This window comes from Microbacterium sp. Nx66 (genome assembly GCF_904066215.1).
GTDB lineage: Bacteria > Actinomycetota > Actinomycetes > Actinomycetales > Microbacteriaceae > Microbacterium > Microbacterium meiriae.
This window is the reverse complement of the sequence record NZ_LR880474.1, coordinates 3,024,366-3,038,277: the sequence shown is the minus strand read 5'-3', so window position 1 is coordinate 3,038,277 and position 13,912 is coordinate 3,024,366. Positions and strand designations below refer to the sequence as shown.

The 13,912-nt window shown below is 71.5% G+C and carries 14 protein-coding genes; 10 read left to right on the top strand and 4 right to left on the bottom strand.

From position 1 onward, the window contains the following. The first annotated feature begins 3 nt into the window (after positions 1-3). On the top strand, positions 4-477 hold the full coding sequence (locus MICNX66_RS14695; protein ID WP_187662481.1) for an ASCH domain-containing protein: 474 nt from the start codon (positions 4-6) through the stop codon (positions 475-477). 13 nt (positions 478-490) lie between these two features. Then, a complete protein-coding gene (locus MICNX66_RS14690) occupies positions 491-1,642 on the top strand; it encodes an acetyl-CoA C-acetyltransferase (RefSeq protein WP_187662480.1) in 1,152 nt (383 codons plus the stop codon). Between the two features lie 52 nt (positions 1,643-1,694). On the opposite strand, the gene MICNX66_RS14685 is transcribed toward MICNX66_RS14690, so the two are convergent. Continuing rightward, complete coding sequence (locus MICNX66_RS14685; RefSeq protein ID WP_060922628.1) at positions 1,695-2,204, bottom strand: GNAT family N-acetyltransferase; 510 nt, start codon at positions 2,202-2,204, stop codon at positions 1,695-1,697. A gap of 130 nt (positions 2,205-2,334) precedes the next feature. Between MICNX66_RS14685 and MICNX66_RS14680 the strand changes: the two genes are divergently transcribed. The 7 genes from MICNX66_RS14680 (at position 2,335) to rocD (ending at position 10,882) form a co-directional block, all read left to right on the top strand. Further along, positions 2,335-2,895, top strand: a complete 561-nt coding sequence (locus MICNX66_RS14680) for an acyl-CoA thioesterase (protein ID WP_187662479.1) — start codon at positions 2,335-2,337, stop codon at positions 2,893-2,895. 64 nt (positions 2,896-2,959) lie between these two features. After that, positions 2,960-6,634 (top strand): proline dehydrogenase family protein, encoded by a 3,675-nt coding sequence (locus tag MICNX66_RS14675; protein WP_187662478.1) that lies wholly within the window; start codon positions 2,960-2,962, stop codon positions 6,632-6,634. Positions 6,635-6,909: 275 nt separating this feature from the next. Then, complete coding sequence (locus MICNX66_RS14670; RefSeq protein WP_187662477.1) at positions 6,910-7,344, top strand: hypothetical protein; 435 nt, start codon at positions 6,910-6,912, stop codon at positions 7,342-7,344. Beyond that, entirely contained in the window at positions 7,344-7,574 is a 231-nt protein-coding gene (locus tag MICNX66_RS14665; protein ID WP_187662476.1) for a helix-turn-helix transcriptional regulator, read from the top strand. The genes MICNX66_RS14670 and MICNX66_RS14665 overlap by 1 nt, the downstream gene beginning before the upstream one ends. Further along, the gene (locus MICNX66_RS14660) at positions 7,571-8,569 is read left to right on the top strand and encodes an NAD(P)-dependent alcohol dehydrogenase (protein WP_187662475.1); all 999 of its coding nucleotides are present in this window, start codon (positions 7,571-7,573) and stop codon (positions 8,567-8,569) included. The genes MICNX66_RS14665 and MICNX66_RS14660 overlap by 4 nt, the downstream gene beginning before the upstream one ends. A 163-nt stretch (positions 8,570-8,732) precedes the next feature. Continuing rightward, complete coding sequence (ddaH, locus tag MICNX66_RS14655; RefSeq protein ID WP_187662474.1) at positions 8,733-9,611, top strand: dimethylargininase; 879 nt, start codon at positions 8,733-8,735, stop codon at positions 9,609-9,611. Then, complete coding sequence (rocD, locus tag MICNX66_RS14650) at positions 9,608-10,882, top strand: ornithine--oxo-acid transaminase (protein ID WP_232089106.1); 1,275 nt, start codon at positions 9,608-9,610, stop codon at positions 10,880-10,882. The genes ddaH and rocD overlap by 4 nt, the downstream gene beginning before the upstream one ends. Positions 10,883-10,972: 90 nt before the next feature. Here rocD and MICNX66_RS14645 read toward each other — a convergent pair whose 3' ends face one another. From MICNX66_RS14645 to MICNX66_RS14635, 3 genes are read right to left on the bottom strand one after another with little or no spacing between them, the layout of a single operon-like run. Then, positions 10,973-11,257: a hypothetical protein gene (locus tag MICNX66_RS14645; RefSeq protein ID WP_025105431.1), complete on the bottom strand. Its 285-nt coding sequence runs from the start codon at positions 11,255-11,257 to the stop codon at positions 10,973-10,975. Positions 11,258-11,317: 60 nt separating this feature from the next. Then, entirely contained in the window at positions 11,318-12,649 is a 1,332-nt protein-coding gene (locus MICNX66_RS14640) for an MFS transporter (protein WP_187664233.1), read from the bottom strand. A gap of 5 nt (positions 12,650-12,654) precedes the next feature. Next, positions 12,655-13,095 carry a MarR family winged helix-turn-helix transcriptional regulator gene (locus MICNX66_RS14635; protein ID WP_187662473.1) on the bottom strand — a complete coding sequence of 147 codons (441 nt, stop codon included), beginning with the start codon at positions 13,093-13,095 and terminating at the stop codon, positions 12,655-12,657. Positions 13,096-13,165: 70 nt separating this feature from the next. Between MICNX66_RS14635 and MICNX66_RS14630 the strand changes: the two genes are divergently transcribed. Beyond that, positions 13,166-13,912: a copper homeostasis protein CutC gene (locus tag MICNX66_RS14630; RefSeq protein WP_187662472.1), complete on the top strand. Its 747-nt coding sequence runs from the start codon at positions 13,166-13,168 to the stop codon at positions 13,910-13,912.

The window sequence follows — 13,912 nt, the reverse complement described above, 5'->3', positions numbered from 1 at the left end:
TCCATGACCGATCGCACCGCCATCGAGGACTACTGGCGCGAGGCCCGCATCGCGCTGCCCCACCTGCCGGAGCCTCTTCCCGAGGCGTGGGGTTTCGGCGCGACGCCGGAGCACGCCGACGAGCTCCTGGAGCTCGTGCTCGCGGGTATCAAGGTGGGCACGGCGTCCTCTCTCTGGGACTACGAAGAGTCGGGGGATCCGCTGCCGACCGTCGGCGAGCTCAGCATCATCCTCGATGGGACCGGCGCTCCGCGCGCCGTGATCGAGACCACGGCGATCGACATCGTTCCGTTCGACGAGGTCGACGAGGTGCACGCCTTCGCCGAGGGGGAGGGGGATCGCACCCTGGCGCACTGGCGCGAGGTGCACGAGCGCTACTGGCGCACCCACTCCGAGAACCCGCGCGGCTACGAACCCGATATGCCGGTGCTGTGCGAGCGCTTCCGGCTGCTCCTGCCGGCCGGCACGGAGGACTGAGAAGAGGGAGATCATGGCAGAGGCCTACATCGTCGACGCGGTCCGTTCGCCGGTCGGACGCCGTGGCGGCGCTCTCGCGGAGATCCACCCCGCCGACCTCGGCGCGCACAGTCTGCGGGCCCTCGTCGATCGGATCGGCATCGACCCCGGCGCCGTGGACGACGTGATCCTCGGAGCCATCGATGCGATCGGCGGGCAGGCCGGGAACGTCGCGCGCACCGCGTCGCTCGTCGCCGGCTTCCCGGAACACGTGCCGGGCGTCACGATCGATCGGCAATGCGGATCGAGTCAGCAGGCCGTGCACTTCGCCGCGCAGGCGGTGCTCAGTGGCACCAGCGACCTCGTGATCGCCGGCGGGCTGCAGAACATGTCGCGGATCCCGCTCACCGCGGCCGCGACCGTCGGCCGGGAGTACGGCTTCACGACGCCGTACGCCGAGTCCCCCGGGTGGCGGGAGCGCTACGGCGACCAGGAGATCTCGCAGTTCCGCGGCGCGGAGCTCATCGCCGAGCGGTGGGACATCTCACGGGAGGAGATGGAGAGGTACGCGCTGGAGAGCCACCGCCGGGCGGCCCAGGCCCAGGACGAGGGGCGGTTCGCGGCGGAGATCGCGCCGCTCGCCGGGCTCGACCACGACGAGGGCGTGCGCCGGGACACCACCCTCGAACGCATGGCGGGATTGCAGCCGCTCGCGCCCGGTGGACGGATCACCGCCGCCGTCGCGTCGCAGATCAGCGATGCGTCGAGTGCCGTGCTCATCGCCAGTGCGCGGGCGGTGCAGGAGCACGGCCTCACGCCGCGGGCCCGCATCCACCACGTCTCCGTCCGCGGCGACGACCCCGTGCTCATGCTCACGGCACCGATCCCGGCGACCCGGCACGCGCTGGAGCGCACGGGCCTCCGGATCGGTGACATCGACCTGTTCGAGGTCAACGAGGCGTTCGCCTCCGTCGTGCTCGCCTGGATGCGCGAGACCGGTGCGCCGCACGAGAAGGTCAACGTCAACGGCGGCGGCATCGCACTGGGGCACCCGATCGGCGCGACCGGCACGCGCATCCTCGCGACCCTGCTCAACGAGCTGGAGCGCACCGGCGGACGGTACGGCCTGCAGACGATGTGCGAGGGCGGCGGCGTCGCGAACGTCACGATCATCGAACGCCTCTGAGCGCAGACGAAAGGGCCGCCCCGCGGGGCGGCCCTTTCGGTGAGGACGAGGGTCAGGGGCGCACGAAGCGGACCTCGGTGAGCGTCTCGCCCAGGAACGGCTCGGTGTGCGCCGCGCCGTCGAGGTGGAACCCGTTGCGCGTGTAGAAACGGTGCGCGCGAGGGTTGTCCTCGGCGACCCAGAGGTAGAGCGGCTCGTCCTTCTCGACGGCCGCGTCGAAGAGCTTCTGTCCGATGCCCGTCGAGTGGTAGGCGTCGAGCAGGTAGATGAAGTACAGCTCGCGGAACGCCGGGGCGTCCTTGTCGCGGGCCGGACCCGAGCCGACGAAGCCGACGATCTCGCCGTCGACGAGCGCCGCGTTCATCTTGAAGTCGGGGCCCTGCGAGGCCCAGTGCGTCCACAGCTCGGCCATACGGCGGGGCGAGACCTTCTCCAGCGCCGCCTTGCTGATGAGGTGATCGTAGGTCTCGTGCCAGCACTGCGCATGCACGCGACCGAGGGCTTCCGCATCCACATCACGGACCGGACGGACGATGACTTCGGGCTGGGCTTCGGCGCTCATGCGGTGACTCTACGGCGGGTCCGTGGAAATCGGAAATCGGGATGACGGCCCGTGGGAGGCCCTTCGACGGCATGGAGGAATCGGACAACGAAGTTCGACCGTCGTGCGCGGATGGCTACGATCAGTGCTCGTGAATGTGATCTGGCGGACCCTCCTCGTGATCCTCGGTGCGCGTCGTCGCGTACGGCAGGGGAAGACCCTCGACCCGACCGCCGTCGGCACCGTCACCGTCACCACCCTGCCCACGGACCTCGACATCCTCCGCCACATGAACAACGGCCGGTACCTGTCGCTGTTCGACCTCGGCCGCTGGGACCACCTCATCCGCACGGGGCTGTTCGACGTGATGAAGGAGCAGGGCTGGTACGCGGTGGTCTCCAGCGAGACCATCACCTTCCGCAAGTCGCTCCAGCTCTGGCAGCGGTTCGAGGTGCAGTCCCGCTTCATCGGGCACGACGAGAAGGCGCTGTTCCTGGAGCACCGGGCGGTGGTCGCCGGCGAGGTCTACGCCAGGGCCATCGTGCGGGCCCGCGTCCTGCGCCGGTCCGGCGGCACGGTCAGCAACGAGGAGCTGTTCGCCGCGGTGGGCAAGCCCGACGGGGTGCCGGAGATCGATGCGTGGGTGCACGACTGGGCCGCCGCGTCCGCCCTGCCTCCCGTGCGCACGCCCGCCCCCAGCATCTGGAACTGACCCGGCTGCGGCCCGCCCGGTCGGGCACCCCGGGATTCCGCGACCGGAGACCTAGGGTGGTCACATGGCAGAGTCGTCGTCATCCTCCGCGGAGGCGGGGGCATCCGCATCCCTCGCCGATCAGGCCGTCGAACTCGCGCGCCGTTGGGTGATCGAGGCGGCTGCGGCCGACGTCGACCCCGCCGCCGAGCGTCTCGCCGGCGTCCTCCGCGACGCCAACGGCCTGCCGTTCACCCTCGGTTTCGTCGACGGCGTGATGCGGCCGGAGAGCCTGACCGCTGCGGCCGCCCAGCTGCGCCGGATCGCGCCCATCGTGCCGGAGTTCCTGCCGTGGTACCTGCGCTCCGCCGTGCGGCTCGGCGGCGGGGTCGCCCCGGTGCTGCCGACGCCGGTCGTGCCGATCGCGCGGCGGGCGCTGCGCGAGATGGTGGGGCATCTCGTGGTGGACGCCCGGCCGGCGAAGCTCGGACCCGCGATCGAGAAGCTGCGGGAGTCGGGGGCGCGCCTGAACCTCAACCTCCTCGGGGAGGCGGTGCTCGGGGAGGCGGAGGCGCAGCGGCGGCTCGACGGCATCCACGAGCTCATCCGGCGTCCGGATGTCGACTACGTGTCGGTCAAGGTCTCCGCCATCGTCAGCCGCATCTCGATGTGGGGCTTCGACGAGGTCGTCGAGCGGGTCATCGACCGGCTGCTCCCTCTCTACGTGACGGCTGCGGAAGACGGCACCTTCATCAACCTCGACATGGAGGAGTACCGCGACCTCGACCTCACGATCGCCGTCTTCACGCGGATCCTGGAGGACCCTCGGCTCACCGGACTCGAGGCCGGGATCGTGCTGCAGGCCTACCTGCCCGACGCGCTGCCGGCGTTGCAGGAGCTCACCGCCTGGGCACAGGATCGCGTGATCCACGGCGGGGCCCGCATCAAGGTGCGCCTCGTGAAGGGCGCGAACCTCGCGATGGAGCACGTCGAGGCGACCCTGCACGGATGGACGCCCGCGCCCTACGACACGAAGCTCGACACCGACGCCAACTACCTGCGCTGCCTGGACTGGGCGCTGCAGCCCGAGCACACGACCTCGGTGCGGATCGGGGTGGCCGGCCACAACCTCTTCGGCATCGCCCATGCGTGGCTGCTCGCCGGGGAGCGCGGGGTCCGCGACGCGGTCGAGTTCGAGATGCTGCTCGGCATGGCTCAGGGGCAGGTGCAGGCGGTGTCCCGCGAAGTGGGTCCGGTGCTGCTGTACGTGCCGGTCGTCGCGCCCGCCGAGTTCGATGTGGCCATCAGCTACCTCGTGCGGCGGCTGGAGGAGAACGCGTCGTCCGAGAACTTCCTCTCCGCGGCGTTCCACCTGCACGACGACGAGTCCCTCTTCGCGCGGGAGGCCGAGCGCTTCCTCGACGCCCTAGACCGGGCGGGGGACCCGGCCCTCGGCCTCGGCCCGCGGCGCACCCAGGACCGCCTCGCGCCCGTGCACGAGTCCGTGCGCCCCGCCCCGGTCGGTCCGGTGGCGGAGGCCGACCTCACGAAGGCGGTGCTCGGCATCGTGCGCGGCTCCGACGACACCGACACCGGCGCCTACCTTGAGACCGCCGTGTACGCCGCGCGCGAGCGCGGGGAGGACACCGGGGGCGCGCCGGGCTTCGTGAACACGGCCGACACCGACCTCGCCCTCCCCGCCAATCGCGAGTGGGCAGCGGGGATCCGTGCGAGGCTCGCGGACTCGACGGTCGGGAGGGATGTCCTGGACGCGGCCCGCGTCGATGACGCCGATGACCTCGGCCGCATCGTGCGCGGCGTGCAGGGCGCGGCGGCAGCGTGGGGATCACGTCCCGCGGCCGAGCGGGCGGAGGTGCTGCTGCGCGCGGCGGCCGCTCTCGAGTCCCGCCGCGGGGAGCTGATCGAGGTCGCGGCCGCGGAGACCGGCAAGGTCTTCGCCGAGGCTGACGTCGAGGTGAGCGAAGCCGTCGACTTCGCCCGGTACTACGCCGCGACGTGCCGCGAGCTCGATGCGATCTCCGGCGCCGTGTTCGTCCCCGCCAGGGTGACCGTCGTCGCTCCGCCGTGGAACTTCCCCCTCGCGATCCCTGCCGGTGGCGTTCTGGCGGCGCTCGCCGCGGGGTCCGGCGTCGTCCTCAAGCCCGCCCCGCAGGCACGCAGGTGCGCGGCGGTGCTCGTGGCGGCGCTGTGGGAGGGCGGCGTGCCCCGCGAAGCCCTCGCTCTCGTCGACATCGAGGAAGGCGACCTCGGCCGTGCCCTCATCACGGACGAGGCCGTGGACCGGGTGATCCTCACCGGCTCATGGGAGACCGCGGCGCTGTTCCGCTCCTGGCGCCCCGACCTGCCTCTGCTCGCGGAGACCAGCGGCAAGAACGCGATGATCATCACGCCCTCGGCCGACCTCGACCTCGCCGTGGCCGACCTCGTGAAGAGCGCGTTCGGGCACGCGGGGCAGAAATGCTCCGCGGCGTCGCTCGCGATCCTCGTCGGGCCGGTGGGGCGCTCGCAGCGCTTCGCGCGTCAGCTCGCCGACGCGGTCCGCTCGCTGCGGGTCGGCTGGCCCTCGGATCCGCTCGCCGAGGTGGGCCCCGTCATCGAGAAGCCCGAGGGCAAGCTCGCCTGGGCCCTCTCCGAGCTGGAGGGCGACGAGCGGTGGCTCATCGAACCCGCCCTCGACCCCGCCGACGACGGCAGCGGACGGCTCTGGCGCCCCGGCGTGCGGGTCGGCGTGCAGTCCGGCTCTCGCTTCCACACCGAGGAGTTCTTCGGACCTGTCCTCGGGATCATGCACGCACCGACCCTCGCGAAGGCCGTCGACCTGCAGAACGCGGTCGCCTACGGTCTCACGGCGGGGCTCCACACCCAGGATCCCGACGACCTGGCCTTCTGGCTCGACCGCGTGCAGGCCGGGAACCTCTACGTCAATCGCGGCACGACCGGAGCGATCGTACAGCGGCAGCCGTTCGGCGGGTGGAAGCGCTCCTCCGTCGGCGCCGGTGCCAAGCCCGGCGGGCCGAACCACCTCATCGGGCTCGTAACGTGGCGCGCGCAGCACGGGTCCCCGGCGTCGAGCACCCTCCACCTCCGCGGGCTCGACTCCCGGATCACCGGGCTCATCGAGGCCGCGCAGCCCTCCCTCCCGTTCGAGTCGTTCGAGTGGCTTCGGCGGTCCGCCCTGTCGGACGCGCTGGCCTGGGACCGGGAGTTCGGCCGGGTGCGAGACGTGTCGCGGCTGGAGATCGAGCGCAACCTCTTCCGGTATCGGCCCGTGCCGGTGGAGATCCGCGCCACCGAGGACGCCGCCCTGCACGACCTGCTGAGGGTCGTGATCGCGGGGGTGCGTGCGGGGGCGGGCTTCGTCGTGTCCACTCCGGTCGGGCTTCCGGCGGGCGTGCGGCATGCTCTGGGCGACCTCGACGCCGTGGTGTTCCTGGAGACCGAGGCCGAGTGGCTCCAGCGGATGCGGGTGGCCGAGGAGGCTGGAGCATCGGGAGACGCGGGGGTTCCGGTGCTTCCGCGGCATGAGCGCGTGCGGCTCGTGGGCGGACGGGAGTCGGTGGCGGCGCTGCGCTCCGCGCTGGCGGTGGCGACGGGCGGTGATCCGGACCTCGCGGTGTACGACGCGGAGGTGACGGCGGCGGCCCGCATCGAGCTCCTCCCGTTCGTGCACGAGCAGTCCGTCTCGATCACCGCCCACCGCTACGGAAACCCCGACCCCTGGAGCGCCTCCGTCATCTGACCCCCGCCCGTTCCGGTGCGGGTGCGGGCGCCGGTGCCAGTGCGGTGCGGGCTCGAAAAGGTGCCTTCCCGGCCCCCGGCAGGTGCGTTTTCGATCCCGCCTCGGGCTGCGCAGGACATGCGGGATCGGAAACGGGCGGGAGCGGCGGCTCGGGGGTGCGATTGTGATCCCGGAAGAGACTGCGCAGGGACGGAATGCGGGTGTAAAAGATTCTTGACACAGGTGCGATGCGGACGTACTCTCGTGTCAAGAATCTTTGACACGAGGAGAAGCGCATGGTCTACGAGGAGCGCAACGTCTGGGCCGGGCTCATCGTCAGTCCGATCGTCGCGGTCGTCTACGTGCTGCTGCTCATGCAGCAGGCCGGTGGCGGACCGCTCACCGCGACGGACTGGTTCCCGCTGATGCTGTGGACGATCGGCGGGGGCATCGTCGGGACGATCGTGCTCAGCATCCTCTGGGGCATCCTCGCCGGGATGTCCGATCCGGACGGCGTCGGCCGCTCCGACATCCGCGACCGGGACATCGGCCGGATGGGGGCGCGCGTGGAGCAGGCCTTCGTCGCCATCGCCGGCCTCGGGGTCATCGTCCTGTGCGGTCTCGGTGCCGACGCGTTCTGGATCGCGAACACCATGTTCGCGGGGTTCCTCGTGGCGGCCGTCGTCGGCGGTGTCGCCCGGGCGATCGCGTACCGTCGGGGCCTGGTCTGATGGTCAAGCCCACCCTCGTCTCCAACAGCATCCGCGCCCACCGCGAGCGTGCCGGACTCACGCAGGCCGAGCTCGCCCGCACGATCGGGGTCACGAGGCAGACGCTCATCGCGATCGAACAGCAGAAGTACTCGCCGACGCTCGAGCTCGCGTTCCAGATCGCCCGGGCCTTCGGCGTCGGGATCGACGACCTGTTCGCGTATCCCACCGACCCCGGAGGTGCCGCATGACCGAGACGATGCCCGCCTGGACCCGCGAGACGTACGGCCCGGCCGCCGGGACTTCGCTGACCCGCCTGCCCGTGCCGCAGCCCCACCGGGGAGAGGTCGTGCTGCGCGTGCAGGCCACCGCCCTCAACGCCGGCGACGTGCGGCTGCTCCTCGGCGATCCGCTGCTGGTCCGGCCTTTCTTCGGCCTCACGCGCCCGAAGCACCCGGTCCGGGGGCTCGACGTCGCGGGCACCGTCGTGGCGGTCGGCGCCGACGTCGTGAACGCCGAACTCGGCGAACTCGTGGTGGGAGAGCTGCAGGGTGGAGGCGGCCTCGCCTCCCACGCCCGCATCGCGGCCGACCGCGTCGTGCCCGTCCCGCCCGATGTCACGCCCGAGGCGGCGGCCTGCCTGCCGATCGCCGGAGGCACCGCGTGGCAGGCGCTCGACGCGGCCGGGGTGGGGCTGCGCCACCGCGCACAGCGGGTCCTCGTGATCGGGGCGTCCGGCGGCGTGGGGACCTTCGCCGTGCAGCTCGCGGCGCTCCGCGGGGCCGAGGTCTGGGCGACGTGCCGTCCCCGGAACGCCCTGCTGCTGGAGCGCCTCGGAGCCGTGCGCACGCTCGACCACCGCACGTCTCCGCTCACGCACCTGCCCTCCGCCCGGTTCGACGCCGTCATCGACCTCGCGGGAGGTGTGCCGATCCGCGAGCTGCAGCGTCTCGTCCGCACGGGTGGTCGCGTGGTGCTGGTGACGGGCGACGGCGGACGCGTACTCGGTCCTGTGCCGCGGATGATCCGCGCCGCCGTGCTCTCGGTCCGCGGACCCCGGGTGGTGTCCCTCGCGGCGACCTCGCACCCGGAGATCCTCGCGAAGCTGCTCGAGCTCGTGGAGGAAGGGCACCTGGTCCCTGTGATCGAGCGCACCTACCCGTTCGCCGAGGCCGTGTCGGCGCTCGCGCACGTCGAGGCCGGGCACACGGTCGGCAAGGTCGTGGTGACGCAGCGCGAGGGCTGATGACGACACGGGACGGATGCTGGTGGCGCCCAGGGTCCGGTGGCACAATGGTCACCGGCGTGCCCGAGTCGCATCTTCCCCTCCGCCTCTTCCGAGCAGGGGGTCGAAGGACCGCCGGGCCCCTGGACAGCGTCCGCCGCGCCCGTTCACACGAGGAGCATCCATGTCGACGCCGGAGACCGCCGTCACCACCGCCCCCACGCGCACCGCGCACCGCCGCCACTACCTGATGTGCCGTCCCGAGCACTTCACGGTGAACTACTCCATCAATCCGTGGATGGAGCCGTCGCGGCCGACCGACACCGCCAACGCCGTCGCCCAGTGGCAGAAGCTCTACGACCTGTATGTCGAGCTCGGCCACGAGGTCGAGCTCATCGATCCGCTCCCCGGATACCCGGACATGGTCTACACGGCCAACGGCGGCTTCCTCATCGACGGGCGCGCCTACGTGCCGGAGTTCCGGTTCGTGGAGCGGCAGGGGGAGGCTCCGGCCTTCGCCGACTGGTTCCGCGCCGCCGGCTACGACACCGTCATGCCGGAGGAGGTCAACGAGGGCGAGGGCGACTTCCTGCTCGTCGGCGACGTGATCCTCGCCGGCACGGGCTTCCGCTCCACCGGCGACAGCCACCGCGAGGTCGGCGAGGTCTTCGGCCGCGAGGTCGTGTCGCTCAACCTCACCGACCCCCGCTTCTACCACCTGGACACCGCGATCGCGGTGCTCGACCCCGTGCAGGGCGTGGAGAACGGCGGTCCGGAGCGGGCGAACATCGCCTACCTCCCCGGGGCCTTCGACGACGCCAGCCGTGCCGAGCTGGAGAAGCGCTTCCCCGACGCGATCCTCGTGTCGGACGAGGACGGCGCGGTGTTCGGCCTGAACTCCTCGAGCGACGGCTACAACGTCATCATCTCGCCGCGGGCGAAGGGCTTTGAGCAGCAGCTCCGGGAGCGCGGCTACAACCCGATCACCGTCGACCTGTCCGAGCTCCTCCTCGGTGGCGGCGGGATCAAGTGCTGCACGCTCGAGCTGCGGGGTGCGAAGTGACGATCGAGCAGACGGCGGGCGGTTCGACCCTTCGACAGGCTCAGGGCGCTTCGACGAGCTCAGCGACCCTTCGACAGGCTCAGGGACCCACCGCGGTCGCGGAGCCGCACGTCGCGCACAACTACCACCCGCTGCCGGTGATGATCGCGCGCGGCGAGGGAGCGTGGGTGACCGATGTCGAGGGCAAGCGCTACCTCGACCTGCTCGCGGCCTATTCCGCGGTCAACTTCGGGCACCGTCACCCCGCGCTCGTCGCGGCCCTGACCGAGCAGCTCGGTCGGGTCACGCTCGTCAGCCGGGCGTTCCAGAGCGACATGCTGGAGCCCTTCGCGGCCGCGCTCGCCGAGCTCTGCGGCAAGGAGCTCGTCCTGCCGATGAACACGGGCGCCGAGGCGGTGGAGACCGGCATCAAGGTCGCCAGGGCGTGGGGCTACCGCGTGAAGGGCATCCCCGAGGGGAAGGCGCGGATCGTCGTGGCGAAGGGCAACTTCCACGGCCGTACGACGACGATCGTGAGCTTCAGCGACGACGAGACCGCGCACGACGACTTCGGTCCCTACACGCCCGGCTTCGACCGCGTGCCGTTCGGCGACGCGGAGGCGATCGCCGCGGCGATCACCGAGGACACGGCGGGCGTGCTCGTGGAGCCGATCCAGGGCGAGGCCGGTGTGGTGATCCCGCCGGAGGGGTACCTCCGCCGCATCCGTGAGATCTGCGACGAGAAGAACGTGCTGTTCATCGCCGACGAGATCCAGGCCGGGCTCGGACGTGTCGGCGAGACGTTCGCGTGCGACCGCGAGGGTGTCGTTCCGGACCTGTACCTGCTGGGCAAGGCGCTCGGCGGTGGCATCCTCCCGGTCTCGGCCGTGGTGGGGAACACCGATGTGCTGGGCGTGATCCGTCCCGGCGAGCACGGCTCCACGTTCGGCGGCAACCCGCTCGCGGCGGCCGTCGGCCTGCGCGTGGTGGAGATGCTGCAGACGGGCGAGTTCCAGGAGCGTGCGCGGGCACTCGGCGCACACCTGGAGCAGGCGCTGCAGCCGCTGATCGGCCACGGTGTCACGGGCGTGCGCATCGCCGGGCTGTGGGCGGGCGTCGACATCGACCCCGCGATCGGTTCGGGCCGAGAGATCGCGGAGAAGCTGCTCGACCGGGGTGTGCTCGTGAAGGACACGCACGGGCAGACCATCCGCATCGCGCCCCCGCTCGTCATCCGGGCGACCGAGCTCGACTGGGCCATCGAGCAGCTCAAGGTGGTGCTCGACGCCTGACCGCGGCCGACCCACCCCCTTCTGCACGAGCCACCCCCTTGCGAACGTTCGCAAGGGGGTGGCTCGTCTCGAAAGGGGTGGGTCGACGGCTCAGGCCGGCGGGGAGTCGGGGTCGAGCGTGCGGAGGGTGTCCTCCTCGGCGGCGTTGTCGGCCGCGAGCTCGTCCTCGGTGTTCTCGTCGCCGCCCAGCGGCGCGTCGTGGCCGGGGCCGGAACTGCCCTGGATGGCGCCGCCGGTCGACTCGCCGCGGGAGCTGTCGCCCTGGATCGCGCCGCCGGTGCCGTCGCCCTGGCCGGAGTTCTCGTCAGGGACGTCGACGCCGGGAGCGCCTTCGGCCGGATCCTGCGGGTGCGGGGTGCTCATGTTCTCGTCCATGACACGACGCTACGACCGCCGGGCCGTGATGAGGAAGGCGTTGACAAACGCGCCCGCAGCTCACTCGTCGTCGCGTCGAGGAAGCCGGATGGGCGTCGTCGCCGCGGCCTTCTCCGTGTAGTCCACCGGCTCGACCGGCTGCACGACGCGCAGCGGGCGCGTCTCGTCGAGGGTCAGGCGGAAGCGGCTGCTCTCCTCGCGGCGCAGCCTCCCCGACATCAGCACCCACGTCACCCCGATCGCGCACGCGATGAAGCCGGCCGTCCCGCCGAGCATGATGGCGGCGCGGGGACCGAACGTGTCCGCCACCCAGCCCGCGATCGGTGCGCCGACCGGGGTCGACCCCATGATCACGGCCATGTAGAGGGCGAGGACGCGGCCGCGGAGCGCCGGATCCGTCGTGATCTGCACGTAGCCGTTGGCCGTGGTCAGCAGCGTCACGATCATGAAGCCGGTGAACGTGAGCGTGACCGCGTAGGAGAGGTAGGTGGGCATCGCGGCCGAGACGAAGGCCGCGATCCCGAAGCCGCCCGCCGCGAGGATCACCACGCGCACCCTCGCACGGTCCCGCCGTGCGGCGAGGAGGGCGCCGATCAGGGAGCCGATCGCGAGCACCGAGCTCAGCACCCCGTACCCGTCGGCGCCGGCTCCGAACTCCAGCGCCATGGTCGAGGCGAAGATGGGGAAGTTCATGCCGAACGCGCCGATGAGGAACACCGTCACGAACACGACCTTGAGGTCGCTGCGTGCCCAGACGTACCGGAAGCCCTCCGCGAGGCCGCCGCGGCTGCGGTTCTTCGGCCGTGGCGCCAGCAGGTGCGTGCGCATGAGCATCAGCGCGACGATCATGGCGAGGAAGGTCGCGGCGTTGACGATGAACACCCAACCGGAGCCGATCGCGACGATGAGCAGACCACCGACCGCGGGGCCGATCATGCGGGCGAGGTTGAAGGAGGCGGAGTTGAGCGCCACGGCGTTGGAGGTCTCCGTGGCGGACACCATGTCCGACACGAAGGCCTGACGGGCGGGTGCGTCGAACGCGTTGACGATGCCGAACCCGAGGGCGAACGCGAGCATCATCGGCAGGGTCATCACGCCGGCCAGCAGCAGGGATCCGACCGCGATCGCGAGGCCGAGCAGCGCGGTCTGCGTGGTCAGCAGGATCTTCCGCCGATCGAAGCGATCAGCGACCCAGCCGGTCAGGCTCACCAGCACCAGCGGTGGGCCGAACTGCAGCGCCATGGTGACGCCCATCGCGGTCGCGTCGTTGTCGGTGAGCTCGGTCAGCACGACCCAGTCCTGGGCTGTGGCCTGCATCCATCCGCCGACGTTCGACACGAGGGCGCCGGCGAACCAGATCCGGTAGTTGATGTTCGCGAAGGAACGGAACATGGCGCTCATCGCTCCACCACCCTCCGCATCAGGGCGCTCGCTTCTCGCAGCGTCGTCAGTTCCTCCTCGGTGTAGTCGACCTCGCGGAGCATGTCGGCCAGCAGCACGTCGCGGCGGCGGATGGTCTCGACGACGACCTCGACGCCGGCGGCGGTGATGTCCACCTGCACGCGGCGGCGGTCGTCCTCGTCCGGGGTGCGGGCGACGAAGCCCTGCTCCTCCAGGCCGTTCACGATGCTCGTCATCGAGGGGGCGGTCACGCGCTCGCGCTCGGCGAGGGTGGAGATCGTGCGCCGGCCGTTCATGCGCAGCTCGGCGAGAACGGCGAGCTGCGTGTCGCTCATCATGTCGGCGGCGCGGGCGCAGCGCAGTCGGCGGGCGAGCCGGAACGTGGCCATGCGCAGGTCTGTGGCGGTGAGGTGCAGGGAATCATCGGACGCAGACATACTTAGTTAGTCTATCTAATATTTCTGACGCGGGGGCAGGAGGAGCCGGGGCAGCGGGCACAATGGAGGGGTGACCCGAACGATCGCTCTCGAAATCGCCGTCCAGGACCCCGCCGGAGTGCGCATCGCCGCCGAGGTCGGCGCCGCCCGCGTCGAGCTCGCCACGGCACTCGCCCTGGGTGGGCTCACCCCGTCGCCGGCCACCCTGGAGCTCGCGCTCGAAGCTGCGGGGGCGAACGGCCCCGAGGTGCACGTCCTCATCCGTCCGCGCGCCGGCGGCTTCCACTACAGCGCCGACGAGCTGGCTGTCGCCGAACGCGACGTGCGGCACGCGGTCGCCGCAGGCGCAGCCGGCGTCGTGATCGGCGCGCTCGACGCCCAGGGGCGGCTCGACCACGACGCCATGGCGCGGCTGCGGGATGCGGCCGGGGGAGCTCCGGTGACGCTGCATCGGGCGATCGACGTGACCGCCGACCCGGTGGCGACCCTGCGGGCCGCGAGGGAGCTCGGGCTCCGGCGCGTGCTCACGTCCGGAGGGGCATCGGCCGCGATCGACGGCATCGACACCCTGCGCGCGCTCGTCGCCGCGGCCGAGGGGCAGATCGAGGTCATGGCCGGCAGCGGCGTCGACGTCGCGAGCGCTCCGGTGCTCACCGCGGCCGGCGTCGATGCCCTCCACTTCTCCGCGAAGCGGGCGGTGACCGAGGGCGGCGGCGTGCGCATGGGCTCCGCCTCCGACGGGGTCGGCGGCTACGAGGTGACGGACCGCGACATCGCCTTCGCGATCCGGGACGCTCTCGCGGGAACCGACCGGTAG